Here is a 26515-nt window from a genome sequence, read left to right on the forward strand (position 1 = left end):
GGCGCCGGCATAGCTGACCGTGTCATAGCCCGCGTCGCCGAAATACCAGTCGCGGCCGGGAGTGGCCACGAACATGTCGTTGCCGCCCAGGCCGCTCAGTCTGTTTTCCCCCTCGTCGCCCCGCAACCGATCGGCAAAGGCCGAACCTTCGACGGCCTCGATGCCCACCAGAACATCGCCAAGAGCGGCAAGGCCGTTGGTCCGGCTGTTGCCAAGATCGGCCACCACCCCTTGTGGGGCATCGGCATAGCTCATGGTGTCGAACCCGGCCCCGCCGTCGATCGTGTCCGGTCCCTCTGCCCATCCGAACCGGTTGTCGCCATCATCCCCGCGCAGCGTGAACGGGTCGGGCAGATCGACCCGCTGGGTGGCAAAGTCCACCGCGTCAGACAGGTCGCTCCACCCCAGGCGGGCGCCGTCATGCGACATCAGGGTCAACGTCTCGTCGCCCCAGCGCAGCACCGCCCCGCCCGTGATCGGGCCGAGCGCAATGTCGCCGGGCCCGGTCACCCCGGCAAAGGCGCCCAGGTCGATGCGGTCCTCGAACCGGTTGAAATCGGCCACCGTATCGGCCTGCGCATCGGGCGAAAAGACAAAGACATCCGCGCCGGCCGCCCCGAACAGGCGGTCGGATCCGGGGCCGTCGATCAGGATATCCGCCGCCCCCGTGCCGTGCAGATCCCCCCCGGCCGCGGCGCCCTGCAGGACCGGCCCCAGCCCGCCGGTGTCAAGCGCCAGCCGGGTCAGCCCGCCGTCCCGGGAGGACAACGCCCACAGTTCGGTCAGGCCATTGTCCTGCACAAAGCGCAGCTGGCGCACCCCGTCCAGGGCGGTCGCGGTGCCGTCCACCAGGGTTTCGCGATGGATCAGCCGCCCGCCGGGGATCAGCTGGAACAGGGATATCCCGCCGTCATTGCCGCCCGCGGCGATCAGCACCCCGTCCCCCACCGTCACCGCATCCAGCGCCGCAACCCCGTCAAAGCGCGTCTGCAGGCTGTCATTGACCTGATCGGTGGCGATCAGCCTGCCCTCTCCGGTCAGTTCGAACACGTTCAGCGACCCGCTGCCGAAGGCACCCGCGATCACATGCGCCCGACCGTCAAGCACCGCCGTGACAAGGGCCGTGGGCCGGTCGATCGCCAGCCCCTGGGCGACCCCGATCGCCGAACGGGGGGTCAGCACCTGTCCCGGATCCGCGCCGATCTCGAAACTGCTCAGACCGTTTTCCGTGGCCGAGGCCGCCACCAGATAGCGGCGGCCCCCGATCTCGACGCTGTCCAGCGCGGACAGCCCCGACAGGCAGAAGCCGGCCACGGGCTCCACCCTCTGCACCGGCTGTGGCAGACCGGACCCCGTGCGAAAGACGTCGATGCCGCTGCCATGGGGACGGGTTGCGAACAGAAATGCGTCTCCGCCCGGCGTGGCGTGATGCAGAACCACCAGGTTGCCGGCAAAGGCCACCCCATCGAGATAGGCGCTGGCGGTGCCGCCGGCCTGCGTCAGCCGCGCCAGCGTGCCGGCTTCGATCTGGCGATCCTGACCGTCGATGCGCAGCGGGACCATCCCGCCGGCATTGCCCGTCGCCTCGAGCCGAAAGGACGAAAGCGGCACGGGCGCCCTGCCGAATGCCGCGCCCAGGTCGGCACGCGCCAACTGGCCCGTGGCCGGATCCTGCACCACGAGCGTCGAGCCCTGCGCCCCCTGCACCACATCCAGGCGCGCCACCTGGCTCAGCACCGGCAGGTCGCGCACCCAGACCGTCTGGATCCTCGACAGACCCCCCATGTTCCCAAGCCCCACTCCCGGGCCCCCACCCGGTCGCCGGAAAGGGTGGGATGCGGGAGCGGATCGGGTGGTGTCGCGATCGCGGCGAAAGCGGGGTATTCAGAAAGGATTCAATGCAAATCCGCGACTTTCGGCGGGCCTGTCCGCCCGGCCCGGATCATCTGCCGAAGCCCTTGCGCAGAATCCGCCGAGCGCGATCGGCGATCGTTGTCTCGTCGCGCGGCGGATCGGCGTAAAGCCGCGCCGCGATCTCCAGCCATTTCCATTCGGTCACATCGTCGCGATAGAAGAGTTTCCCGGACGGAGCGGTGTCCGACAAGGTGAATCCGGGCTGCCAGGGCTGGACCCGGTCCACGAGACGGGCGTTGACCGGGGCATACACGCTGTGGAACCGGGCGTATTCGGCGCGGCTCAGCAAGGATGTCGGCCGGGGCGGATCGGTGCGCAGGATATCGGTCACCGCCGTCACCAGCGCAGCGGGCGGCGGCGCGCTGCCGGCGATCCGGCTGGCCAGATAGAATCCCAGCGGGTCGGGCGAGATGTTGGCGCTTTCCGGCGGCGGCTGGCGCAGGTCGGAAACGGACAGATCCGCCCCCGCCAGATCCAGAAGAGCCTGGGCCAGCCCGCCCCGGGCCCGGCGGACATGCTCGTAGTCGAACAGATGGATCCGGTCCGGCGAGAACCCTTCCAGCAGCCGATCATAGATCCGCTCGTGATCGATGCTGACGCCATGGCACAACCCCTCGGTCCAGGCCCGGTTCAGATAGGGGCGCAGCGTCAGGGCCCGCCCCTTCCTGGCCACTTCCAGCCAGACCGACTGGGCCAGTTCGGCCTGCCGGCGCAGGGTGCAGATCACCCGCACCTCTTCGAAAGGGGCCAGGCGCCGGGCAAGGTCGGCATAATCGATGGGTTCCCGCCCCTGGCGCGAGAACGCTTCCGAGGACAGGATCACCGTGCCCGGTCCCCGGGCATGACGTTGCACCAGATCTTCCCACAGCCGGTCCGGGCCGCCCTCCCGGAAACGGTCCGGCGGCAGGTCCGGGATCTCGAACCACACTTCGACCAAGGCGTGATGGGCGCTGTCCGAGCCGATGCGGGGATAGTGGAGCCCCGCCTGTTCCAGCCGGTCGCGGTTCAGATGGAACAGGTGCTGAAGATAGCTGGTTCCGGTCTTGTGGGTTCCGATGTGAAGAAAAAGCCTGGCCATCAGCCCGTGTCGTCCTGCCCGTTCTTCCCGGTCACACGCCGGGGTTCGTCGATTTCGATCCTCCCGGCGCCGGGCGCCGGCGGTTTCCGGTCCAGATCGCGGCTTTCCAGCTGCCCCAGCCCCGCGGCATCCGCCAGCACGCCCAGGGCGCGTTCGATCGCATGCGCGGTGGTGCCGTCCACCAGCGCCTGTTCGGGTTCGAAATCCTCCGCCTTGAGGTTCAGCGCCGCCAGCCGCGCGATCAGCGTGGGCTTGATCCAGTAGATCGAACCTGCGGCGAAACGCAGCACCCGGCCCTCGGTGCTCAGGCCGGCGCGGTTCAGCAACGCCTCGGCGCGGAGGCGATTGATGCCCCACCACGCATCGCCCTCGACCAGTTGACCGTCGGCCACCCACAGCGCCGAGGCGGTGTCGGCCAGAAACGCCTCCAGCCGCGCCTGCGTGCGATCGGGATCGCCCAGCACCCCCCGCGCCAGACGCTGCCGCCAGGCATCGCCATCTCCGCGATGGGGGGATTTCTTGCCGTGCAGCTTGCAGACCGCGGCATAGGGCGCCAGCACCCCCGACTGCGCCAGGTGCAGGAACGGCAGGATATCGCGCCCGCGATTCGGCATCGCCCAGACCCGCGCGCGCGGAAAGGCGGTCCGGATCGCCGCCGCCGTGGGGGCGGTTTCCTCCGGCGAGCCGGTCAGCGTCACATAAAGGTCGTATGCAAAGCGCTGTGCCCGCAGCAGCGCGGCGAATTCCGGCCACATGTCGTGGTAGTAGAGATGCAGCACCACCGCCACCGGGGCGGGCGGGTCCGGCCGGTCGGCCGGAGCGATCGCAGGCAGATCCGGCAGCGGCCCGCCGCCGGTCCGCAGCATGACGGTGCGTCCCTCGCCCCGCCCCTGCCGCAGATAGTGCAGCAGCGGCGGATGACCTGCCGCGGCGACATCGGGGTTGTGAAACAGATAGGCCCGCGGTGAAAAGCCGGGATTGGGGCACAGGCCGGCCGGTTCGCCGAACTGGACATAGTGACGTTCGGGCGCCAGGCGGAACAGCCGCCGCAGACGCGGGTTCGAGGCCAGATAGAAGGCGCGATCGAATTCCGGCCGCCCGCGCAGCAGACGGGCATATTCCCGCTCGGCCGGGGTCGGAAACAGAAATCGCAGCACGATGCGCACCCGGCGCAGGAAACCGGCGGCAAGGGGCTCAGATCCGCCGGGAACGGTGCGGGACGGCGGGGTCATCCCGACTGCCGGTCCATCCGATCACGGCCAGCCATGTCCGGTGCCACCCCGCGCGGCGCGCCGCGGCGGTGTGCCAGAAAAACCGGGATGCGAAACCCATGAAGCATGACCGAAAAACCTCGACCTGTCCGGCGCGCGCACCGACAGGGGCACGATAGGCGGCCCACGCCGGAAAGAGAAGAGCCCCGCGTTCCGGCGGATGACATCCCCCCCCGTGCTTGCTATGCAAACGCAATGGTTTTTGACGTCATTGAGGCCCATGCAGATTGAAGAAACCCCCCTTCCGGGCGTCCTGGTCCTGACGCCGAAACGCTTTGGCGACGCGCGCGGCTTTTTCAGCGAAAGCTGGAACCGGCGGGTGCTGGCCGACCACGGGATCACCCTCGATTTCGTGCAGGACAACCATTCGCTCTCGCGGGCGGTGAACACGGTGCGGGGGCTGCACTACCAGGCGCCGCCGCATGCCCAGGACAAGCTGGTGCGCTGCGGGCGGGGGCGGCTCTTCGACGTGGCGGTGGACATCCGCCGCGGCTCGCCGACCTTCGGGCGCTGGTTCGGCATCGAGCTCTCGGCGGAAAACGGCCGGCAGTTGCTGATCCCCAAGGGGTTCCTGCACGGTTTCGTCACCCGCGAGCCGGATACCGAGATCTGCTACAAATGCACCGACTACTACGCCCCCGACTGCGACGGCGCGGTGCGCTGGGACGATCCCGACATCGGCATCGACTGGGGCCTGACCGGCGATCCGATCCTCAGCGACAAGGACGCCGCCGCCCCGCGCCTGGCCGACTTCGACAGCCCCTTCAGGTGGGAGGAATGAGCCGCATGAAACTGATCGTCACGGGCGGCGCGGGCTTCATCGGCTCGGCCGTGGTGCGCCGGGCGGTGCGCGACGGGCACCGGGTGGTGAACGTGGACGCGCTGACCTATGCGGCCTGTCTGGACAACGTGGCCGAGGTGGCCGATCACCCAGATTATGCCTTTGTAGAGGCTGATATCCGCGACCGCGCAGCGATGGACGCGGTGTTCGCCGAACACCGGCCCGACGCGATCATGCACCTGGCCGCGGAATCCCATGTGGACCGCTCGATCGACGGGCCGGGCACCTTCATCGACACCAATATCGGCGGCACCTACACGCTTCTGGAAGCGGCGCGCAAATACTGGACCGCGCAGGGCCGCCCCGACACGTTCCGCTTTCACCACATCTCCACCGACGAGGTCTATGGCAGCCTCGGCCCCACCGGCCAGTTCACCGAAGACACCCCCTACGACCCGCGCTCGCCCTATTCCGCCTCCAAGGCCGCCAGCGACCACCTGGTGCGGGCCTGGCATCACACCTACGGGCTGCCGGTGGTGCTGACCAACTGCTCCAACAATTACGGCCCCTTCCACTTTCCGGAAAAGCTGATCCCGGTCACCATCATCAACGCGCTGGCGGGCAAGCCGCTGCCGATCTACGGCGACGGGTCGAACGTGCGCGACTGGCTCTATGTCGAAGACCATGCCGAGGCGCTGCTGCTGGTGGTGCAGAAGGGACAGGTAGGCCGGTCCTACAATATCGGCGGCGAGAACGAACGGACCAATCTCGAACTCGTCCAAACCCTCTGCGCCATCCTCGACGAGCTGCGCCCCCGCGCGGACGGGCGCCCTTATGCCGAACAGATCACCTTCGTCGCCGACCGCCCCGGCCATGATGCGCGCTATGCGATCGACCCTTCCCGCATCCGCGCCGAACTCGGCTGGCGCCCCTCCGTGACGGTCGAGGAAGGGCTGCGCCGCACGGTGCAGTGGTATCTCGACAACGAACCCTGGTGGCGCGCTCTGCAGACCCGCGACGGCGTCGGCCGGCGCCTCGGAACGGGGGGGTGACGGTCCCATGCTTCTTTCTGGTCCCAAATACCCCCGCCGGAGGCTCGGGTTTCCGCAGGAAACCCGATCAATTCCCCCGCACAGAGCCTGTTTCTGGCAGGCCGGGGGTGTCGCGCCATGACCGTTCTCGTCTTCGGCCGCACCGGACAGGTGGCCCGCGAACTGGCGCGGGCGGGCGGCGTGACCTGCCTTGACCGCGCGGCGGCGGATCTGGCCGATCCCCAGGCTTGCGCCGCCGCGATCCGCGCGATCCGGCCCCAGGCCGTGATCAACGCCGCCGCCTGGACCGCCGTGGACGCGGCCGAGGATCACGAGGAACTCGCCACCACCATCAACGGCGCCGCCCCCGGCGCCATGGCCGGGGCCTGCGCCGATCTCGGCATCCCTCTGGTCCACATCTCCACCGACTACGTCTTTGCCGGCAACGGCACCGCGCCTTGGCGCCCGACCGACCCGACCGGCCCGCTGGGGGCCTATGGCCGGTCGAAACTGGCCGGCGAACGGGCCGTCGCCGCGGCGGGCGGGACATGGGCGGTGCTGCGCACCTCCTGGGTGGTGTCGGCCCATGGCAGCAACTTCGTGAAGACCATGCTGCGGCTGGGGCGCGAACGGGACGAGTTGCGCGTCGTCGCCGACCAGATCGGCGGGCCGACACCGGCCCGCGACATCGCCGCGGCCTGCCTGAAAATCGCCGAAACCCTCCGTGTAGAGCCTGATAAAGGCGGCATCTACCACTTCGCGGGCGCCCCGGATGTGAGCTGGGCCGATTTCGCCCGCGCGATCTTTGCCCAGGCCGGGATCGCCTGCCGGGTCACCGACATTCCCAGCGCGGATTACCCCACCCCGGCCCGGCGCCCGCTGAATTCCCGCCTTGATTGTTCACGAACCGAAGCCGTTTTCGGCCTGAAAAGGCCCGATTGGCGTGCAAGCCTGCGCGACATCCTGACCGAGATCGAAGAGGCGAGGACATGAGACAGAGCAGCACCGGGCGCAAGGGCATCATCCTGGCGGGCGGATCGGGCACGCGGCTTTACCCGATCACCATCGGCATCTCCAAGCAGCTTCTGCCGATCTATGACAAGCCGATGGTCTATTACCCGCTTTCGGTGCTGATGCTGGCGGGCATCCGCGACATATGCGTGATCACCACGCCGCAGGACCAGGACCAGTTCCGCCGCACCCTGGGCGATGGCAGCCAGTGGGGCGTGTCGCTCACTTACGTCGAACAGCCCAGTCCCGACGGGCTGGCGCAGGCCTATGTCCTGGCCGAGGATTTCCTGGACGGCGCCCCCAGCGCGATGGTGCTGGGCGACAACATCTTCTTCGGCCACGGCCTGCCGAAGCTGCTGGCCCAGGCCGACGCGCAGACCGCTGGCGGCACCGTGTTCGGCTATCACGTGGCCGACCCCGAACGCTATGGCGTGGTGGGTTTCGATGCCGAGGGCCGGGTGGAGACCATCATCGAGAAACCCGCCGTGCCGCCGTCGAACTTTGCCGTCACCGGGCTCTATTTCCTCGACGGCACCGCGCCGGAACGGGCCCGCCGGGTGACGCCCTCGGCGCGGGGCGAGCTCGAGATCACCTCGCTGCTCGAGATGTATCTGGCCGAGGGCGCGCTCAACGTGATGCAGATGGGGCGGGGCTATGCCTGGCTGGATACCGGCACCCATGGCAGCCTGCTGGATGCGGGCAATTTCGTGCGCACGCTGGAAACCCGGCAGGGCCTGCAGACCGGCTGCCCCGAGGAGATCGCCTTTGAAAACGGCTGGATCAGCGCCGAAGAGCTGGCCGCCCGCGCCGAGATGTTCGCCAAGAACGGCTATGGCGCCTATCTCGCGGGGCTGCTGAAGTGAGATCCCCCGCGTCCGCGCGTCCTGCCGATTGCATCCGGACCCTGCCCCGTGCTTGTCTTTGACCGCACCCCATGACGAAGGAATGTCCATGAAGATCCTGTTCGTTCACCAGAACATGCCCGGCCAGTATCGCGAACTGGTGCAGTGGCTGGCCGCGCGGGGCGGACACGAGATCGTCTTTCTCACCCAGCGCAAGAAGGGGCCGGAATACAAGGGCGTGACCAAGGTCGTCTACACGCCCCATCACCGCCCCGCCAAGGATGCCTATGGGCTCTCGAAGGTCTGGGAAGAGGCGACCGGCACGGGCTTTGGCGCAGCGATGGCGGCGCGGATGCTGGACCGGGAAAAGGGCTGGCGGCCCGACCTGATCCTCGGCCATACCGGCTGGGGCGAGCTTCTGTTCATGAAGCAGGTCTGGCCGGACGTGCCGGTGCTGGGCTTCTTCGAATATTTCTACCGCATGACGGGCGGCCTGGTGGGGTTCGATCCCGACGAGCCGGTTTCGGATCACGCGCCCTTTCTCAACCACGCCCGCAACGCGGTGCCCTTTGCCAGCATCGAAAGCGTCGATCTGGGCCATGTGCCCACCGAATGGCAAAGGGATCGTTTCCCCGCGAGCTTTCACGACAGGTTCTATGTCTGCCATGACGGGATCCGCACCGATCTGCTGCAGCCCGACCCGGAGGTTTCGCTGAAACTGGGTCGGCTCGACCGGCCGCTGACGCGGGCCGACGAGGTGTTCACCTTCATGGCGCGCAATCTCGAACATGCGCGCGGCTTTCACATCTTCATGCACGCTCTGCCAAAGATCCAGGCGGCGCGCCCCAATGCGCGGGTGATCGTGATCGGCGGCAACGATGTCTCCTATGGCCGCAAGAGCAAGCATCCCGGCGGCCTGCGGGGCGAGCTGACCGAGACGCTGGGCGACAGCGTGGACTGGAACCGGGTGCATTTCCTGGGCCAGGTGCCCTATTCGTCCTTCGTGCAGGTGGTTCAGCTCAGCCGCTGCCACCTGTATCTGACCATGCCCTTCGTGCTGTCCTGGTCGCTGCTGGAATCGATGTCGATGGGCGCGACCGTCGTCGCCACCGATGTCGCGCCCGTGCGCGAGGCGATCACCCATGGCGAAACCGGGATGCTGGTGGATTTCTTCGACGTGGACGCGCTGGCGGATCAGGTGATCGACGTGCTGGCCAACCCCGGTGCCTATGCCCATCTGGGGCCGGCGGCGCGGGCGCATGTGGTCGAGAAATACGACTTTCTCACCCGCTGCCTGCCCGAGCACATCGCGCGAATGAATTCCCTGGTGCCGGCTTCGGCCCGGATCGAACTGCCGGGCTGACCCGCTCGGCGGTCCGGGGTCAGTTCACCAGCCCGATCCGGTTTCCCAGCCCGTAGAAATTGCCGACGATCTGCGAGATCGTGAGCAGGTCGTTGATCGGCGCTTCGGTGGCCAGGATCAGGTCGCCCGAGTTGATCCTGAAATTGCGTGCCGCGAACAGCCCGTCGGCCGAGGTCAGGTCCAGCGCGAACACCACCCGCGGCTGGCGCGGCCCCTGGTTGCCCGGCCGGACGGCCGAGGCGGGGTATTCCCGCAGCACCAGCAGACCCTGCGGGTCGGCGCGGCTGTCGTTCACGCCGCCCATCGCCGCCACCGCGTCCATCGCCGACATCTCGTCCTTGTTGAAGATGTGCATCGCCTCGGTGCCGGTGGCGCCGAAGGACAGGAAATAGCGCTCGTCCTCTTCGACGAAGACCCGGTCCCCGCCCCGCAGAAGCGTGTCGGCCTGCGGGTTGGCCAGCAGATGATCGACCGAGGTGCCGTAGAGCCGCCCCCCCCGCATCAGGCGGATCTGCGGGTTGTTGAGGTTCGGGTTGATCCCGCCGCCGGCGGCGATCAGGCTCATCACCGTGTAGTTGCGGTCCGGCATCGGATAGGTGCCGGGGCGCGGCACGCCGCTGACCAGATCGACCGAGTTGTTGCGCCCCTCGGTCATGCTCAGCTGCACCTGCGCCGAGGGGATGATCGCCTCGAGCGCGGCCTGCAGCTGTTCGCGGGCCAGGTCGGGGGTCAGGCCGACCACGCTGATATTGCCCACATAGGGCATGAAGATCGACCCGTTCGCGGCCACCTTCACGTTGGGCAGCGCGATCTCCTTTTGATCCAGCGAGGTCAGCAGCGAGTTTTCCGAACTGTCCCAGACGCGGATGTTCAGCGTATCGCCGGGCTGGATGATCTGGGTGCGCGCGCCGCTGCTGTGGGAAATCCAGCTCAGCCGCTGCTGGGTGCCGGTGTCGGGCCAGCGCGCGACGATGGGCAGAAAGGCGCGCGTCACCTTGTAGGCGGCGAAATCGGCATCGGCCCGGGTGGCTTCGCGCAACAACTGGCGGCTGTTCGGCCCCCCGCCCGGCAGTTCCGAGGAACAGCCCGAAAGCGTGCCCAGGACCAGTCCGGCCACGACCGCTATGTGCAGAAGAATCCTCATTCGCCGGAAGGGCCTGCCCTGGGAGTTGCCGTTGTCGTTTTCCGGCCGCAAGATACCCCCGGCGGGAAACGGGTCAACCGAAATGGGGCGGGCAATGCATTTTCCACGGATTCTGGTCCTGGGGGCCACAGGTCGGATCGGCGCGATCCTGCGCCGGTTATGGCTCCGAAGCGGGGCACGAACCGGGGATCATGTGCTCTGGCAGGCCCGCGCCGCGCGGCACGGCAACTGGGCGGTGTTCGACCCGCGCGACCCCGATGCGGTGGCGCGCGCGGCACGGGGCTGCGACACGATCCTGTGTCTGGCCGGCGTCACACCCACGCGCGCCGCGCGGGGCGCGGCCATGGCCGACAACGTGAGGCTGGGCCTGGCAGCGGTGCGCGGCGGCGCGGCGGCGGGCGCGCGGGTGCTGTTGGCGTCCTCGGCCGCGGTCTATGGGGGCGGCCAGGGTCTGTTGGCCGAAACCGTCCCCCCTGCCCCGCTGTCCGACTACGGGCGCGCCAAGGCCGAAATGGAGCATCGCGCCATCGCGCTGGGGGCCGAGCTGGGCGTATCCGTGACCTGCCTGCGGATCGGCAACGTGGCCGGGGCCGATGCGATCCTGGGCGACTGGCGTCCGGGATTCCGGCTGGACCGTTTTGCCGACGGCCGCACCCCCCGGCGCAGCTATGTCGGCCCCGCAACGCTGGCGCGCGTGCTGAAGGATCTTGCCGCCGCCTCCGATCTGCCGCCGGTTCTGAACGTCGCCGCCCCCGGCTCGGTCGAGATGGGGGCGCTGCTCGATGCGGCGGGGCTGGCGTGGACGCCGCGGCCGGCTCCGGAAGACGCGATCGCCCGGGTGCAGCTTGACGTATCGGCACTGGAAAGGTTCACCTCGTTTGCGCCAAGGGATAGCCTGCCCCGGACAATGGTGGCGGAGTGGCGTGAATTGGCTTGTTTAGAGACTTATATTTCCTGATGACCCCCCAGAAACGCCTGCTTGATCTGGTCTTTGCCCTGCTGCTGGTCGCGCTGCTCTGGCCGGTGATCCTGGGGCTTGCGCTCTGGCTGTGGGCGAAACAGGGCCGGCCGATCTTTCATGTGGCCGAACGGATGAAGGGCATCGACCGGCCCTTCATGCTGTGGAAATTCCGCACCATGACCGTGGCCGAAGATGATTCCGGCGTCTCGGGCGGGGACAAGGCGGCGCGGATCACGCCCGCCGGCGCCTGGCTGCGGGCGCGGCGGCTGGACGAGCTGCCGCAGCTGTGGAACATCATCCGCGGCGATCTGAGTTTCGTCGGGCCGCGCCCGCCGCTGAGGCAATATGTGGAACGCTTTCCCGACCTCTATGCCCAGGTGCTGAAATCGCGGCCCGGCGTGACCGGGCTGGCCTCGCTGGTCTATCACCGGCACGAGGCGCGACTTCTGGCGCGCTGCACCGCGCCGGAAGAGACCGATGCGCTCTATTCCCGCATCTGCGTGCCGGCCAAGGCACGGCTGGACCTGATCTATCAGCGCCACCAGTCGATCTGCTACGATTTCGATCTGGTGTTCCAGACGATCGGAAATCTGCTGCGACGCGGCGGGTAGAGCGAAGGGCGCGCCCGGTGAGGCGAGAAAGGGGGCGCTGCCCCCGTCGCCCTGCGGGCGACTCCCCCGGAGTATTTTTCGCAAGATGAAGGAAGCGGGTCCGCGTCGATTTCGGAAAATGCCTTTTCAGAGCCTGTTTTTCACAGCCGCTTCAGCAGCGCCGCCAGCCACAGCGTGGCGTGATTGATCCGCCCCTTGCGATGCAGCCCCGTCTCGCGCAAGAGCGCCAGGCGGGCGCGCAATCCCCCCTGCCGGTCGCGGGCGAAGCGTTCCAGCAGGGCGCGCGCGTCATCGGTCAGCAGATCCGCATTGGCCATGAGCGCTGCGACGTTCAGATCGTTCCAGTGCCGGTAGGTGCCCCGCAGCATCGCCACGAAGCGCGCCAGCTTGGAGCCAAGGCCCCGGTTGGCGCCGATCTGGTTGCCCGGGTGCTGGCGATAGAGGATCCGGGGCTCCTGCCCGAACAGGATCGTGCCGCCCGCACCCGAGATCAGCTGGTAGAGCCACCAGTCATGCACCGCCACGTCCCGCACCCGCGGCACCGCCCGCTGCACCAGCGCCATGCCCGCGCGGTTCAGCACCATGGTGTTGCCGCCTGCGAAGTTCTGCACCAGCGCGTGGCGGAAATCGTGCGGCCCCGGCACCGGGCGCGACAGGTGGCGGCGGCCGGTGGCCGAATCCCATTCCCAGCTGCGGGTGCCCAGCAGGGCCGGGGCGGATCCGTGCGGGGCCAGCAGGTCAGCCGCCTGGCGCAGCTTGTCCGGCAGCCAGATGTCGTCCTGATCGGCCAGGGCGACGTAATCGACCGCGGCCGCTTCGGGCCGGCCCAGCAGGTGCAGAAAATTGGCGCTGGCGCCCCGGCGGGGGCCGTCGATCACGGTGACGGCGATTCCGTCGCGGCCGGCCTGCGCGGCAAAGGATTTCAGCCGCGCCCGGGTGCCGTCGGTCGAGCCGTCGTCGGAAATCACGATCCGCGCCGGTTTCAGGCTCTGCTCCAGAAGGCTTTGCAACTGGGGCATCAGGTCTTCTCCGGCCTGAAAGGTCGCCATCAGCACCGCCACGCGCGGGGATTGGGGATCCTGATCCGTCACGCCCCGCCCTAACGGTTCATGGCATCGCGGATATGCCGGTTGAGCATCAGCAGCCCGACCGCGAACAGGATCCCGGACACGCCCATGACATAGACCAGCGACACGTAGGGCGCGTCATAGGTGGCGTAGATGCCCGATCTCAGCAGGCCGACAAGGTGGATGAGCGGGTTGAACCACAGGATGTCCCGATAGGGCTGGGGCACGATGTCGAACATGAAGAAGATGCCCGAGACCAGGAACATCGGGCGGTTCAGGATCGCCCAGACCTGAACATAGGAGGGATAGGCCGCGAACAGGTAGCAGTTGAAGGTGCCGATCCCCAGCGTGAAGGCGCCGGCGGCAAGGTAGGCCAGAACGATGGTCGGAAAATCGAGAATGAGCCGCAGGTCATAGATCGCGATGATGCCGCCGAAGATGATCACGGACACCATCAGCTGGGTGAGATAGTTCAGCAGGAACCGGGCCAGGATCGTGTCGAGCGGGGTGACGGCGGGAAATTCCAGCAGGGGCTTGGAAAAACTCACCGCCTGCGCCACCTTGTTGCCGACATTCATGTAGAGATTGAAGACCAGGTAGCCAGACGCATAGAACAGGGGAAAGTTCGTCCCCAGGGAGGGGTGGCGCAGAAACAGCGCGAACGCGATCGACAGCAGCGCCAGCGCGGCCACGGGTTCGATGATCGCCCACAGATATCCGGCCGCGGATCTGCCATAGGTCGTGCTCATCTCGCGCAGCATCAGCGCGGTGATGGTCCGAAGGGGGCGAAACCAGCGGAAGCGGAGGATCTGGACCGAATTGGACATGGGATGAGGCCGGGAACTACCCAATCGGGCGGATGTGGTATAAGACCCAGACTTATATCGGATTTCAGGAAGGCACAACGATTTGACCGAACCGGCAGTCAAGCCCGCAGCCTCGGCGACCGACGAAGGCAAGCCCGACAAACCGACGCCCAGGGTTGACGTGGTGAAGTCGGGCGATGCCCCCCGGCCCGCGGCCGGGGACGCGCGGGAGGGCGCGGCAAGGGTCCAATCCGAACCGGCAAGACCGGCCAAGGGGGCCGACAAGGCCGGGAATGCCCCCGACCATGGCAAACCGGCTCCGAAACAGCCGGAACGGAAACCGCCGCCCCCGGCGAAACCGGCGCAGCCGAAGGTGATCGAGGTCGCCCCGATGGCCCGCCACGCCCGCACCCACCGGCGGCACTGGGGCATCCTTCTGAGCTTTCTGGCGCTGGTGATCCTGCCCACGGCCCTGACCGGATGGTACATGTATGCGATTGCCGACGACCAGTACGAGTCCCGCGTCGGGTTCTCGGTGCGGTCGGCCGAAAGCCAATCGGCGCTGGACATGCTCAGCGGGTTGGGAGGGCTGATCGGAGCGACCTCGTCCTCCAGTTCGGATCCCGACATCCTTTATGAATTCATCCAGAGCCGCGAAATGGTCGAGCGGGTCGATGCCAGAATGGATCTGCGCGCGGTCTTCACGCAGCCCTGGTTCGACCCGGTCTTTTCGCTGCCGGACGATGCCAGCATCGAGGATCTGGTGGACTACTGGTCGCGCATGGTGCGGGTCTATTACGACAGCGGCACCAAGCTGATCGAGGTGCGCGCCTTTGCCTTCACCCCCCAAGAGGCGCACCGGTTGGCGCAACTGATCTACGAGGAGGCCGAGGCCAAGATCAACGAGCTGTCCTCGGTGGCCCGGGATGACGCCACCCGCTATGCCAAGGAAGAACTCGACAAGGCGATCGACCGGCTGATCAAGGCGCGCCAGGCGATGACCGAATTTCGCGTCCGCACCCAGATCGTCGATCCGCAGGCCGACATCGCCGGGCAGATGGGGCTCTTGAACTCGTTGCAGACCAAACTGGCCGAGGCGCTGATCGAACAGGATCTGCTGGAACAGACCGCGCGCAATGGCGATCCGCGGCTCGACAAGATCGCGCGCGAGATCGCCGTGATCGAGGAACGGATCGCCGAAGAGCGGCGCAAGCTGGGGGTTGGCGGCCCGGACGCGTCGGCCAATGGCGAGCCCGAAGAGGGCTATGCCAAGGTGATCGGCGAATATGAGAGGCTTCAGGTCGAACTGAAATTCGCCGAAACCGCCTATGTGAGCGCGCTCGGCGCCTATGACGCGGCGCTGGCCGAGGCACAGCGCACCAGCCGCTATCTCACCGCCTATCTGCAGCCGACGTATCCGGAAACCCCGACCGCGCCGAACCGGCCGCTGGTGGTTGCCCTGATTGCGGGCTTTCTGTTCATCGGCTGGTTCAGCCTCGTGCTGGTCTATTACAGCTTCCGTGATCGCAGGTGATCGGGGGCGAACATGATCCGGCTGGAAAACCTCAACAAGCGGTTCCACTTCCGGGGCCGGGACAAGGTGGTTGCGGACAATCTGAACATCACCCTGCCCTCGGGCGTGGCGATCGGGCTGCTGGGCCGCAACGGCGCGGGGAAATCGACCCTGTTGCGGATGATTGCCGGAACGGTTCTGCCGGATTCGGGACGCGTCCGCACCACCGGCACGATCTCCTGGCCGGTGGGGCTGGCCGGAGGGTTCCATCCCGACCTGACCGGCGCGCAGAACGTGCGCTTCATCGCCCGGATCTATGGCGTCGATACCGACGAGCTACTGGATTTCGTTGCCCATTTCGCCGAGCTTGGCATTCATTTCCACCAGCCGGTGCGCACCTATTCGTCGGGGATGCGGGCGCGGCTGGGGTTCGGGGTGTCCATGGGCATCCCCTTCGACACCTACCTGGTGGACGAGGTGACCTCGGTGGGCGATGCCAACTTTCGCGCGAAAAGCGAGGCGCTGTTTCACGAACGCATGTCGCGGTCCGGCGCGATCCTGGTGTCGCATGGCGCGGAGATGATAAAGCGGGTCTGCCGGGCCGGCATGGTTCTGGAAAACGGCAAGCTGCATTATTTCGACGACGTGAACGAGGCGATCGCCTTTCACCTGGACAACATGAAGGTCGCCAGAAGCGAAGAATAGCCCAAGGGCGGCCTCACAGAGGAGAGCGCAGATGAACATTACCGTGGTCGGGATCGGCTATGTCGGCCTGTCCAATGCCATTCTTCTGGCCCGCCGCCACCGGGTGGTGGCGCTGGACATCGACGCCGATCGCGTGGCGCGGCTCAATCGGCGCGACTGCCCCATCGTGGACCCCGAGATGGAACAGTCGCTGGCCAATGACGCCCTGGATCTGACCGCGACCACCGACGCGCCGGCCGCGCTGCGGGAGGCGGATTTCGTGATCGTCGCCACCCCCACCGACTATGACCCCAAGGCCAATTTCTTTGACACCTCCAGCGTCGAGGCCGTGATCGGCCAGGTTCTGGACATGAACCCGGATGCGGTGATCGTCATCAAGTCCACCGTGCCGGTGGGGTTCACCCGCGAGATCAGCGCGCGTCTGGGCACCGACCGGATCATGTTCAGCCCCGAATTCCTGCGCGAGGGGCGCGCGCTTTACGACAACCTGCACCCCTCGCGGATCGTGGTGGGCGAGGAGACCGACCGCGCCCGCGCCTTTGCCGAGATGCTGCGCGACTGTTCGGAAGAGCCCGACGCGCCGATCCTGCTGACCGGCCCCTCCGAGGCCGAGGCGATCAAGCTTTTTGCCAATACCTATCTCGCCATGCGGGTGGCCTATTTCAACGAGCTGGACAGCTATGCGCTGACCCATGGGCTGAACCCGCGGCAGATCATCGAAGGCGTCGGGCTCGATCCGCGGATCGGCACCCATTACAACAACCCCTCCTTCGGCTATGGCGGCTATTGCCTGCCCAAGGACAGCAAGCAGCTTCTGGCCAACTACGCGCAGGTGCCGCAGAACCTGATGCAGGCCATCGTCGAGGCCAACCGCACCCGCAAGGATTTCATCGCCGACCGGATCATCGAAAAGGCCCCCCGCAAGGTCGGGGTCCATCGGCTGGTGATGAAGGCGGGGTCCGACAATTTCCGGCACAGTTCGATCCAAGGGATCATGAAGCGGATCAAGGCCAAGGGGATCGAGGTGATGGTCTATGAGCCGACGATGGAGGAGGAGAGTTTCTTTGGCTCGGAGGTGACGCATGATCTGGATCGGCTCAAGCGGGAATGCGACGTGATCATCGCCAACCGGCGGGCGCCGGAGCTGGAGGACGTGGCCGACAAGGTGTTCACCCGCGACCTGTTCGGGTCGGATTGACGGAGCGGAAGGCGAGGGGCGCTGCCCCTCGCGCTCCCCGGGGTATTTCGGACCAGAAAGAAGCAGGGGGCCATTTGCGGAAAGATGGGGCCCTGCGCTGCTGTCAGAGCGTGAAAACGGACTCTAACCGGTCCGTTTCTTCACCCAGCCCAGAAATGCCGCGTCGGGCTTGCGCAGGCGGGGATGGCCGGTGCGGGCCCAGACCCCGCGCCATTCGGCCTCGAGCGCGTGCACGTCCGCGCCCGGCATCAGGGCACGCGCGGCCTCGAGCGTCTCGGCGCGCAGAACCGGCGGCGGGGGGGCGGATTCGGTCAGCCGGGCGCGCGGCGTGAACCGGATCAGGTCGCCGGGTACCTCTTCCATCGCATAGTCCGGCAGGTGGTCGGCGGCGATCATCTCGCGCAGCATGGCGCGGAACACCCGCCGGGGCGAGGCGGAGCCCGATTTCTTCAAGAGCGTGTCCACCGAGACGGTCCAGCCGTCCTGCCGGCCGCAATGCTTGCGCGCCAGTTCGTAGATGCGCCGTTCCAGCGGTTTGCGCAGGCGGAAATAGTCGCGGCTGAGCGTCAGCACCGATTTCGACAGCACCGCGCGATAGAGCCAGTCGCTGAGCGTCACCGCCACGCTGACCATGCGCCCGCCGCGGGTGCGCCGGACGATCTCCCAGCGTTCGATCAGGCCGAACCCGGTGGTGGTCTCGGTGTCGCCGGTGGTGATGTTGGTGGTGATGCGGGTGCCGGCCAGCCGCTCGAACGCCTCGCGCAGGCGACGGTAGGCATCGCCGCTGGTTTCGCGATTGGTGGCAACCAGCAGGTCATGCGCCTTGAGCGTGAGCGTGCGGCTCACCTGCCGCCCCGCATTCAGCGCCGCCATCAGCTGACTGATGCAGAAGATCAGGATGTCCTTGTCGTGGATCGTCGCCAGTCCCTTGACCGAAGGCGTGACCTCGATCCGCACCCCGTTGTGTTCATAGCGCAGGATCCGCCGGTCGGGCCGGGTGGAGAGCGAAAACACCGGATGCTCCATCGTCGCCATGTCGTCCTTGGGGATCGCATCCAGGATATCGCAGACGAAGAAATCCCCCTGAGGATGCCTCAACGGCAGCAACCCGCCCGATCCGCCCGTCACCGCGCTGTTCATGTGCCCTGCCCGACTCGATTTTTTTTCGTGGTTTCGTTGACGCCCACCCTAGAGTTATCCACAGCCTGCCGCAACGTGGCTTTGGAGTCGCGCAATCGTGGGATCGGAGTCGGTTTATCGTGGGTTCAGAGTCGGAACGCGCTGGATGAAGCTATCAAACGTATTGAAATCAAATGAAATTGTTTCACGACAGGCGTGCTTTAACACTGAAATAACACAAATCTAACCAAGAAAAAAATTGCAGCTCGCACCGCCAAACCGCAGAAATCCTCCTGCCAACGCCCAAAATTGCAAAGAAAAGACGCCGATCTGTTCGTGTTTTCCTTTCATGTCGCGGGTTTCGTGGTATCATGCGAAAAATACGGCACATCGGGCAAAAATCATGGCACGCGACAGCGCAAGCGGACAGGCGGGACTTCCTCCCTATTTCAACATCGATCCCGACGCGGCACTGGCGGATCTGGACCCGCCGACCGATACGGGCGGCTTCGCGCGGATCGCCGAATCCTGCGCCCGGGGACGGGCGGATCTGGCCAGCCGAGGGCTGGACGAACAGGGTCAGAAACAGCTGCGGCGGTTTTCGACCTGGGAGATCTGCCGCTATCTGATCCCGGTGGCGCAGGCGCATTTCCGGCGCGTGCTGCGGCAGAACCCGGATCTGCCGCAGGGCATGTCGGAAACCGAAGGCGGGGCCAAGTGGTTCACCCTGGACGAGGTGCTGCGGCTGCGTGCGTTCTTCGGCGCCCAGGGGTCGAAGGCCAAGAACTATCTGCCCTACCGGCCGAAGGGGTTGCCAGCCAAGATCGTGGCGGTGGCAAATTTCAAGGGCGGCGTGGGCAAGACCTCGACGGCCGCGCATCTGGCCATGTCCGCGGCGCTGGACGGCTACAAGGTGCTGGTGATCGATCTGGACAGCCAGGGCTCCATGACCTCGATCTTCGGCGGGCGGGTCGAGGATGAATGGCAGACCGCCTTTCCGCTGCTGGCGCGCCATTACGGCGAGCATCTGCGCGCCGAAAACCAGCTGCGCGTCAGCCGGGGCGAGCCGCCGCAGCCGCTGGACGAGGCGCTGGAGACCGCACTGGGGATGACCGCGCGGGACGTGATCCGCCCCACCCACTGGCCGAACATCGATCTGATCGGCGCGCAGCTGAACCTCTACTGGGCCGAGTTCCAGATCCCGGTCTGGCGGATGCAGGCGCGCGGCTGGAAGCTGTGGGACGCGCTGACCGACCGGCTGGCGGCGGACGGGGTGCTGGACGACTATGACCTGGTGTTCGTCGATACCCCCCCTGCCCTTGGCTATCTGACCATCAACGGGCTGGCGGCGGCGGATATCCTGCTGGTGCCGTTCGGGGCCTCGTTCCTGGAGTTCGACTCCACGGGGCGGTTTTTCGACATGCTGCATTCGACCTTTGCCAGCATCGAAGAGGGAGAGAACACCGCCGCCCGCGCCCTGGGCCGGCCCGGCATCGCCTTTGAATGGGACGCGGTGCGGGCGGTCATCACCCGCTATGACGGCGCCCAGCAGGGCGAGCTGGCGGCGCTGATCCAGGCCTATATGGGGCGCACGCTCAGCCCGCACCGGCAGGATTTCACCGCGCTGATCGGCCAGGCCGGGGAACAGGTCAACGGCATCTACGAGGCCGACTATCGCGACTTCAACCGCGAAACCTATGCCCGCGGGCGCGAGACATTCGACGCCACCTATGCCGCCTTCAAGCGGTTGCTGCTGGGAATCTGGCGGCGCGACGAATTGGCCGCGCGGGAAGAGGCCGCCATGCAGGGCGCGTGAAAGCAGGCTCTGGCAAGGCGAAATCGCGCGGAAACGAGGAGGACGAGACATGGCCAGACGCAAACGGCTCACCCCGGCGCAACCGGATTACCTGAGCGGAGACCGCGCGCCGGGAACGGCCCTGTCCGGACCGCTCGGCGCCTCTGCCCCGTCGTCAGCGGCGCCGATCGCCCAGGTCGCGGGCGAGGCATCGGTGCATGCCGCGCTGGAGGAGCTGTCGCGCGAGGTCGAGGCCGCGCGGGCGGATGGGCGGATGATCGAGGCGCTGCCGCTCGAGGCGGTGGACGAAGGCTATCTGGTGCGCGACCGGATGGTGCAGGACGAAGAGGAAATGGCCGCGCTGATGGACAGCATCCGCGCCCGCGGCCAGCAGACCGCGATCGAGGTGGTGCCCCTGCCCGGCGGCGGACGCTACGGGCTGGTGTCCGGCTGGCGGCGGCTGACGGCGCTGAAGCGGCTGCAGGAGGAAGAGGGCGGCGCGCGCTTTGCCACGGTGCTGGCCCGGATCGTGTCGCCCGAGACGGCGCAGGCAGCTTATGTGGCGATGGTCGAGGAAAACGAAATCCGCGCCAATCTGAGCTTTTACGAGCGCGCCCGGATCGTCGTGCAGGCCCTGCGCGAGGGGGTCTATCCCACCCGGCGGGCGGCGCTGCAGGGGTTGTTCGGTTCCACCACCCGGTCGCGGCGGTCGAAGATCGGCAGCTTCATGGCCTTGGTCGAGGCATTCGACGGAGATCTGAAGCACCCCACCGCGATTTCGGAAAAGCTTGGGCTGGCGCTGGTCAAGGAATTGGCGCGCGATCCCGGCTTCGACGATCGTGTCCGCGGGCTGCTGCGGCAGCGGCCCGAACGGACGGCGGGCGAAGAGATGCAGATTCTGGTTTCGGCGCTCAGGCCGCCGGAAGCGGCGGGGGGAGAAAAGGCGGACGCCGGCGCAGCTGGCCAGCCGAAGGCGGAGCGCCCCGCAACGGACGCGGTGTCCGACGTGGCGCGGGAGCATGTCGCCCCCGGCCTCACGGTCAGCTTCTACCCCTCGAGAGGAAAGATCGAACTGTCCGGCCCGAAGGTGGACGAGGGGTTGTTGGCGGATCTGCGCGACTGGCTGGCGGCGCGGGCCGGCTGAGACTCGTTTCGGGAAAATGTTTCGCGTGCGAAACAATGGCGGCCCGCGCCAAGGCTGGGATTGCGCGGAAACCTGCGGAAACTCCGGGCAGGATACTGCCTGCGGCGGTCTCTTCGAATCGAAGTTTTGCAATGGCTTTTGAAATCGGTAAGGTTTCGGGGTGACATTGTTTTTGGGTAGCGTTTTCGCCGAGGGCACGGCGCCAGGGAAAAGGCTGCGTTCGGGGCGGAGATTCCAGGTGGCATGCTGAACTTGATTCGTGGATTGTCTCGGCGGCAGAAGGGCTATGTTCTGCTGATCCTTGACCTGCTTCTGATCCCGGTCGGGTTGCTGTTCACCTATGCCGTGCAGGGGATCGGGGGTTCGCCGCTCCGGGCGCTCGAGGCCGCGTCGGCGGTCTTGCCTTACCTGCTGCTGATCGGGGCTTCGGTATCCATCTGGCTTGGCCTTCCCTCGATCCGGCTGAACGCCTACGAAGGCCGCGCAATCACCTTGACCGCTATCCTCTCCCTGGTCCTTGCGGCCGGATCGGCCGGGCTGTCGGGGCTGGTTCCTCTTCCGTTGGTGCCGGGCACGCATGTGGTGTTCGGGATCATCTATTTTCTGCTGGTGGTGTCATCCCGTGTGGTCTTGTACCAGATCGTGACGGCGCTTTACCGGCGGGCCCAACCACGACGACGCGTGCTGATCTACGGGGCGGGCACCACGGGAACCCAGCTGGCGCAGGCGCTGCGGGCCCATGAAAGCATCGATCCCGTGGCCTTTGTGGACGACAACAGGTCGTTGCAGGGGCTGTTTCTCGCGGGGTTGCCGGTCTTTTCCCCGGCCCGGATCACGGAAATTGTCCGGGAAAAAGCGGTCGATCGGGTGCTGCTGGCAATGCCGTCGCTGTCTCATCCCCGGCAGGCGCAGATCGCCCGGCAGCTGCAGGAGTTGGGAATCGAGGTCCAGGCCCTGCCATCCTTTGCCCAACTGATCGGCGAAGAGCCCCTGCTTGACAAGCTGACGCCGGTGGCGCCGCAGAGATTGCTGGGGCGTGCGAGCTGTGATCTCGATCTCGGCGATGCCTGCGATCAATATGCGGGCCGCACGGTGATGATCTCGGGGGCCGGCGGAACGATCGGCGCGGAACTTTGCCGCCAGGTTCTGAGCTGCCGGCCGCACCGGCTGGTGCTCTACGAATTGTCCGAGCATGCGCTCTACACCGTGCACCAGGAACTCGAACTGCTCACCGAGGGGACCGGAGTCGATCTGGTTCCGGTGCTGGGCTCGGTCGCCGACGACCGGCAGGTGCGCAAGGTGGTGGCGGATCATGGCGTACAGGTCGTGCTGCACGCCGCCGCCTACAAGCATGTGCCCCTGGTCGAGGCCAACCCGCTGCCGGGGCTTTCCAACAACGTGCTGGGCACCCAGGTTCTGGCCCGCGCCGCCGCGGATGCGGGGGTCGAGCGGTTCATCCTGATCTCGTCGGACAAGGCCGTGCGGCCGGCGAACATGATGGGCGCCTCCAAGCGGCTGGCGGAACTGGTGGTGCAGGATCTTGCGGCCCGCAAGCCCGGCACGATCTTTGCGATGGTGCGATTCGGCAACGTGCTGGGATCGTCCGGTTCGGTGGTGCCGCTGTTTCAGGATCAGATCAGCCGGGGCGGGCCGGTCACCGTGACCCATCCCGAGGTCAAGCGATATTTCATGACCATACGCGAGGCGGTGAACCTTGTGCTCAAGGCCGGGGCCGAGGCCAAGGGCGGTGAGGTCTTCGTGCTGGACATGGGCGAGCCCGTGCCGATCATCCGGCTTGCCCGCCAGGTGATCGAAAGCGCCGGCTACACGGTGCGCGACGCCGACAATCCCGACGGAGACATCGAGATCGTCATCACCGGATTGCGACCGGGCGAGAAGCTTCAGGAAGAGCTGTCCCTGTCCGACGAGCGGATCGTGACCCGCCATCCCAAGATCTTCTGGGTGCGCGAAGCCGGCCTGTCCGAGATCGAAGTGGCGTCGATGCTGCGGGCTCTCAACGAGGCGCTGGAGGCAAATGACGTGGCCGCGGCCCGGGCCGTGGTCGGCCGGTGGGTCGAAGGCTTTGCCCAGGTCGAGGCGGCGCGCCAGTCGCTGTGAGCCGGCGCCGCCGCGGGGGTGTCCGATTGCTCCATCTCCATTGATCCAGGCCGGCGAACCGTGTTCTAACCGCCAGGAAGGCCCGCCTGTGCGGCGGGGCGGGGCGGGCAGGTTCACAGGTGATGCGGCGCGTGTTTCAGGCAGTCAGGAAGAGGACCGGTGCGCGGATCGTCGCGGGCACGATCTGTCTGATCTCCCTGTGGGGCCACGGGCTTGGGGCGCAGGAACACGGGCAGGAACACGGGCAGGAACACGGGGCGCAGGATCCGGGGCCGCCCTCCTTCGCGCCGCTGCCCCCGCCGACGCTGAGTTTTTACGGGGCGCCGGGGCTGATGGACATGCCCACCGGCGAGATGATGCCCGATGCGCAGTTCGGGGCCAGCCTGGGCGGGTTTGCCGGGCAGTGGCGCTATACGCTGACTTTTCAGGGCCTGCCCTGGGTGTCGGGCAGTTTCCGCTACAACGGCATCCGCGGCCTGAACCTTTTCGGGTTCAGAACCTATTACGACCGCAGCTTCGATGCCCGGTTCCGGCTGCGCCGGGAAAGCCGATACTGGCCGGCCATCGCGCTGGGGCTGCAGGATTTCGCCGGCACCGGGATCTATTCGGGGGAATATATCGTCGCCACCAAGACCCTTGCCGTGCCGGGGCTCGGCAAGGCCAGCCTGCCGGGGCGGTTGAAGATCACCGCGGGGCTGGGCTGGGGGCGGCTGGGGTCCTATCGGTCGATCGGGTCGATCGGCAGCCGGCCGGCTTTCGATCCCGGCAGCACTGGCGGCCAGCTGTCCTATGACCAGTGGTTTCGCGGCCCCTTCGCTCCGTTCGGCGGGGTCGAATGGCAGCCCGATGACCGCTGGGGGGTGAAGATCGAATATTCCTCGGATGCCTATGTGACCGAGACGCGGACCAGTTCGGTGTTCGAGCGCCGCTCGCCGTTCAATTTCGGGGTGGAATACCAGGTCTCGCCGCGCACCCGGCTGGGCCTGTATTACATGTATGGAACGGAACTGGGATTTTCCGCCCAGATCCAGCTGAACCCGAAGGACACGCCGGTCAAGCTGGCCGTGGCGGCGCCGCGACCGCTGGCCGTGCGTCCGCCGCGGCAGGTCCAGCCCGCCGCATGGGGCACCGAATGGGTCACCGTGCCCGGCAGGCCCGCGGAAGTGCGCGACGCACTGGATGCGGCGCTGAAGGGGCAGGGGCTGATCCTTGAAACCCTGACCATCAGCGCCCACGAGGCCGAACTGCGGTTCCGCAATCCGAACTATCATTCCTTCACCCTGGCCGCGGGGCGGGCCGCGCGGGCCATGGCGGCGGTGCTGCCGGCCTCGGTCGAGACCTTCCACCTTGTGCCGGTGTCCCAGGGCATGGCGCTGTCGCGGGTGACGATCCGCAGGACCGATCTGGAGACGCTTGAATTCGACGGCAACGCCGCAGAGGCGCTGGGGGCGGTGGCCGGGATCTCGGACGCGCCGCCGCTGTCGGGGCGGGCGCTGCCGGCAGAGGGGCTGTATCCGGACAAGAGCTGGGCGCTGTCGCCCTATTTCTTCCCCAGCTATTTCGACCCGGCCAAGCCGGTGCGGATGGACGTCGGCATTGCCCTGCACGGGGCCTGGCGCCCGGCGCCGGGCTGGCTGGTGTCGGGGCGGATCTGGCAGCGGCTGGCGGGCAACGTGGCCGGCAGCCCCCGGTCGGGGTCGCGCCTGCCGCCGGTGCGGACCGAGGTGCCGCTTTATGCCCAGGCGGACACGACCCTGCACGACCTGTTCCTGTCCTATCAGTGGCGGCCGGGTGCGGACCTCTATGGCCGGGTCACCGTCGGTTATCTGGAGCCGATGTATGGGGGGATCTCGACGGAACTGTTGTGGAAGCCGGTGGCCAGCCGGCTGGCTCTGGGGGCCGAGATCAACTATGTGCGCAAGCGGGACTATGACCAGCGTCTGGGGTTTCTGGATTATACCGTGGCGACCGGCCATGCCTCGGCCTATTACGAATTCGGCCCCGGCCTGATCGGGCAGGTGGATGTGGGGCGCTATCTGGCCGGCGATGTCGGCGCGACCTTCGGGATCGACCGAGTGTTCAACAACGGCTGGTCGGTGGGCGGGTTCTTCACCAAAACCAACGTGTCGGCCCGGGATTTCGGCGAAGGATCGTTCGACAAGGGGGTCCGGTTCACGATCCCGCTGACCTGGTTCCTCGGTCACGAGACGCGCCAGGCCACGGGGCTGGCGATCCGGCCGATCACCCGCGACGGGGGCGCGCGGGTGGACGTGCCCGGACGGCTTTATCCGCAGATTCGCGCGGCCCATGCCAAGGCGCTGTCGGAAAGCTGGGCGAGGGCGTGGGAATGAGGGTGAAACAGGCTCTGCGCGGGGGAATTGCCGTCTTGTTCCTTGCGGGGCTGGCGGCCTGCAGCGGCGGCAGCGACGCCCCGACCGAAGTGGTACAGCTGACCACCGCCCTGCGCGAGGCCGTGGCCGCCCGGGTCGCCGGCGATCAGCCTGCCGCGCGCCCGCAGCTGACCCGCGCCATGCTGAAAGGGATCGAGGGCGCCTATCTCGAGGCCACGCTCGAGAAGAACGGAAAATGGGCCTATCTTCCGGTCGAAGGCGTGCGCCCCGATGAGGGCAATGGCGCGGTCACGGTCTGGCGCACCGTGGACGACGTGTCGCTGATTACGCGCAATGGGGTTCTGGTGGGCACGCGCGGGCTGGGCGGCGACATCCTGTCCACCGAGATCGACCTGCCGGCGGGCCGGGCCGGCCCGCCCGAGGGCGGGGTGCGCGTGCTGCATGTCCGCGACAGCAATGACGCGACGGTGCCGGTGACGCTGGCCTGTTCGGTGCGGGATCTGGGGCCCGAGACGATCGAGATCGTCGAGTTGCGCCATACCACCCGCCATCTGCGCGAAACCTGCGACGGCGGCGGCGGGCGCGTGGTGAACGACTACTGGATCGATACCCGCCGCCCGATCGTCTGGCAGTCGCGGCAATGGGCGGGGCCCCATAACGGCTATCTCAGGCTGCGGCAGATCACCGAATAG

General features: G+C 67.0%; 22 protein-coding genes. 15 read left to right on the top strand and 7 right to left on the bottom strand.

Features of this window, described 5'->3' with window-relative positions; all coding sequences use genetic code 11:
* The 3 genes from C4S70_RS14655 to C4S70_RS14665 form a co-directional block, all read right to left on the bottom strand.
* Positions 1-1785: calcium-binding protein (locus C4S70_RS14655; RefSeq protein ID WP_146064225.1), on the bottom strand; the 1785-nt coding region annotated here is incomplete at its 3' end.
* A 157-nt stretch (positions 1786-1942) separates the two neighbouring features.
* On the bottom strand, positions 1943-2992 hold the full coding sequence (locus C4S70_RS14660) for a hypothetical protein (protein ID WP_104008865.1): 1050 nt from the start codon (positions 2990-2992) through the stop codon (positions 1943-1945).
* A complete protein-coding gene (locus tag C4S70_RS14665) occupies positions 2992-4224 on the bottom strand; it encodes a rhamnan synthesis F family protein (protein ID WP_104008866.1) in 1233 nt (410 codons plus the stop codon). Before C4S70_RS14665 ends, C4S70_RS14660 begins: the two co-directional genes overlap by 1 nt.
* A gap of 259 nt (positions 4225-4483) precedes the next feature.
* Here C4S70_RS14665 and rfbC point away from each other — a divergent pair, with 259 nt between their 5' ends.
* From rfbC to C4S70_RS14690, 5 genes are all read left to right on the top strand, one after another.
* The gene (gene rfbC / locus C4S70_RS14670; protein WP_104008867.1) at positions 4484-5044 is read left to right on the top strand and encodes a dTDP-4-dehydrorhamnose 3,5-epimerase; all 561 of its coding nucleotides are present in this window, start codon (positions 4484-4486) and stop codon (positions 5042-5044) included.
* A gap of 5 nt (positions 5045-5049) precedes the next feature.
* Positions 5050-6096 (top strand): dTDP-glucose 4,6-dehydratase, encoded by a 1047-nt coding sequence (rfbB, locus tag C4S70_RS14675; protein ID WP_104008901.1) that lies wholly within the window; start codon positions 5050-5052, stop codon positions 6094-6096.
* A 117-nt stretch (positions 6097-6213) separates the two neighbouring features.
* A complete protein-coding gene (gene rfbD, locus C4S70_RS14680) occupies positions 6214-7068 on the top strand; it encodes a dTDP-4-dehydrorhamnose reductase (RefSeq protein ID WP_104008868.1) in 855 nt (284 codons plus the stop codon).
* Positions 7065-7949 (top strand): glucose-1-phosphate thymidylyltransferase RfbA, encoded by an 885-nt coding sequence (gene rfbA, locus C4S70_RS14685; RefSeq protein WP_104008869.1) that lies wholly within the window; start codon positions 7065-7067, stop codon positions 7947-7949. Before rfbD ends, rfbA begins: the two co-directional genes overlap by 4 nt.
* An 88-nt stretch (positions 7950-8037) precedes the next feature.
* A complete protein-coding gene (locus C4S70_RS14690; RefSeq protein WP_104008902.1) occupies positions 8038-9291 on the top strand; it encodes a glycosyltransferase family 4 protein in 1254 nt (417 codons plus the stop codon).
* Positions 9292-9310: 19 nt separating this feature from the next.
* Here the strand turns inward: C4S70_RS14690 and C4S70_RS14695 are convergent, their stop codons facing one another.
* A complete protein-coding gene (locus C4S70_RS14695) occupies positions 9311-10435 on the bottom strand; it encodes a polysaccharide biosynthesis/export family protein (protein WP_104008903.1) in 1125 nt (374 codons plus the stop codon).
* 94 nt (positions 10436-10529) lie between these two features.
* Between C4S70_RS14695 and C4S70_RS14700 the strand changes: the two genes are divergently transcribed.
* Positions 10530-11393, top strand: coding sequence for an NAD-dependent epimerase/dehydratase family protein (locus C4S70_RS14700; protein ID WP_104008870.1), 864 nt, complete (start codon positions 10530-10532; stop codon positions 11391-11393).
* Positions 11393-12007, top strand: coding sequence for a sugar transferase (locus C4S70_RS14705; protein WP_104008871.1), 615 nt, complete (start codon positions 11393-11395; stop codon positions 12005-12007). Before C4S70_RS14700 ends, C4S70_RS14705 begins: the two co-directional genes overlap by 1 nt.
* A gap of 140 nt (positions 12008-12147) precedes the next feature.
* Here the strand turns inward: C4S70_RS14705 and C4S70_RS14710 are convergent, their stop codons facing one another.
* A complete protein-coding gene (locus tag C4S70_RS14710; protein WP_235003843.1) occupies positions 12148-13098 on the bottom strand; it encodes a glycosyltransferase in 951 nt (316 codons plus the stop codon).
* Between the two features lie 8 nt (positions 13099-13106).
* The gene (locus C4S70_RS14715; RefSeq protein ID WP_104008872.1) at positions 13107-13901 is read right to left on the bottom strand and encodes an ABC transporter permease; all 795 of its coding nucleotides are present in this window, start codon (positions 13899-13901) and stop codon (positions 13107-13109) included.
* An 82-nt stretch (positions 13902-13983) separates the two neighbouring features.
* Here C4S70_RS14715 and C4S70_RS14720 point away from each other — a divergent pair, with 82 nt between their 5' ends.
* The 3 genes from C4S70_RS14720 to C4S70_RS14730 are packed head-to-tail and all read left to right on the top strand — an operon-like array spanning position 13984 to position 17296.
* A complete protein-coding gene (locus C4S70_RS14720; RefSeq protein ID WP_235003844.1) occupies positions 13984-15414 on the top strand; it encodes a sugar transporter in 1431 nt (476 codons plus the stop codon).
* A gap of 12 nt (positions 15415-15426) precedes the next feature.
* Positions 15427-16098 (top strand): ABC transporter ATP-binding protein, encoded by a 672-nt coding sequence (locus C4S70_RS14725; protein WP_104008873.1) that lies wholly within the window; start codon positions 15427-15429, stop codon positions 16096-16098.
* Positions 16099-16129: 31 nt separating this feature from the next.
* The gene (locus tag C4S70_RS14730; protein ID WP_104008874.1) at positions 16130-17296 is read left to right on the top strand and encodes a nucleotide sugar dehydrogenase; all 1167 of its coding nucleotides are present in this window, start codon (positions 16130-16132) and stop codon (positions 17294-17296) included.
* Between the two features lie 123 nt (positions 17297-17419).
* Here C4S70_RS14730 and C4S70_RS14735 read toward each other — a convergent pair whose 3' ends face one another.
* Positions 17420-18436, bottom strand: a complete 1017-nt coding sequence (locus C4S70_RS14735) for a replication initiator protein A (protein WP_104008875.1) — start codon at positions 18434-18436, stop codon at positions 17420-17422.
* 382 nt (positions 18437-18818) lie between these two features.
* Here C4S70_RS14735 and C4S70_RS14740 point away from each other — a divergent pair, with 382 nt between their 5' ends.
* The 5 genes from C4S70_RS14740 (at position 18819) to C4S70_RS14760 (ending at position 26515) form a co-directional block, all read left to right on the top strand.
* The gene (locus C4S70_RS14740) at positions 18819-20231 is read left to right on the top strand and encodes an AAA family ATPase (RefSeq protein ID WP_200822772.1); all 1413 of its coding nucleotides are present in this window, start codon (positions 18819-18821) and stop codon (positions 20229-20231) included.
* 49 nt (positions 20232-20280) lie between these two features.
* Positions 20281-21354 (top strand): ParB/RepB/Spo0J family partition protein, encoded by a 1074-nt coding sequence (locus C4S70_RS14745; RefSeq protein ID WP_104008877.1) that lies wholly within the window; start codon positions 20281-20283, stop codon positions 21352-21354.
* A gap of 243 nt (positions 21355-21597) precedes the next feature.
* Complete coding sequence (locus tag C4S70_RS14750; RefSeq protein ID WP_104008878.1) at positions 21598-23472, top strand: polysaccharide biosynthesis protein; 1875 nt, start codon at positions 21598-21600, stop codon at positions 23470-23472.
* Positions 23473-23594: 122 nt separating this feature from the next.
* Positions 23595-25823 (top strand): YjbH domain-containing protein, encoded by a 2229-nt coding sequence (locus C4S70_RS14755; RefSeq protein ID WP_104008879.1) that lies wholly within the window; start codon positions 23595-23597, stop codon positions 25821-25823.
* Positions 25820-26515, top strand: coding sequence for a YjbF family lipoprotein (locus tag C4S70_RS14760; protein ID WP_104008880.1), 696 nt, complete (start codon positions 25820-25822; stop codon positions 26513-26515). Before C4S70_RS14755 ends, C4S70_RS14760 begins: the two co-directional genes overlap by 4 nt.

The organism is Jhaorihella thermophila, assembly GCF_900108275.1.
Taxonomy (GTDB): domain Bacteria; phylum Pseudomonadota; class Alphaproteobacteria; order Rhodobacterales; family Rhodobacteraceae; genus Jhaorihella; species Jhaorihella thermophila.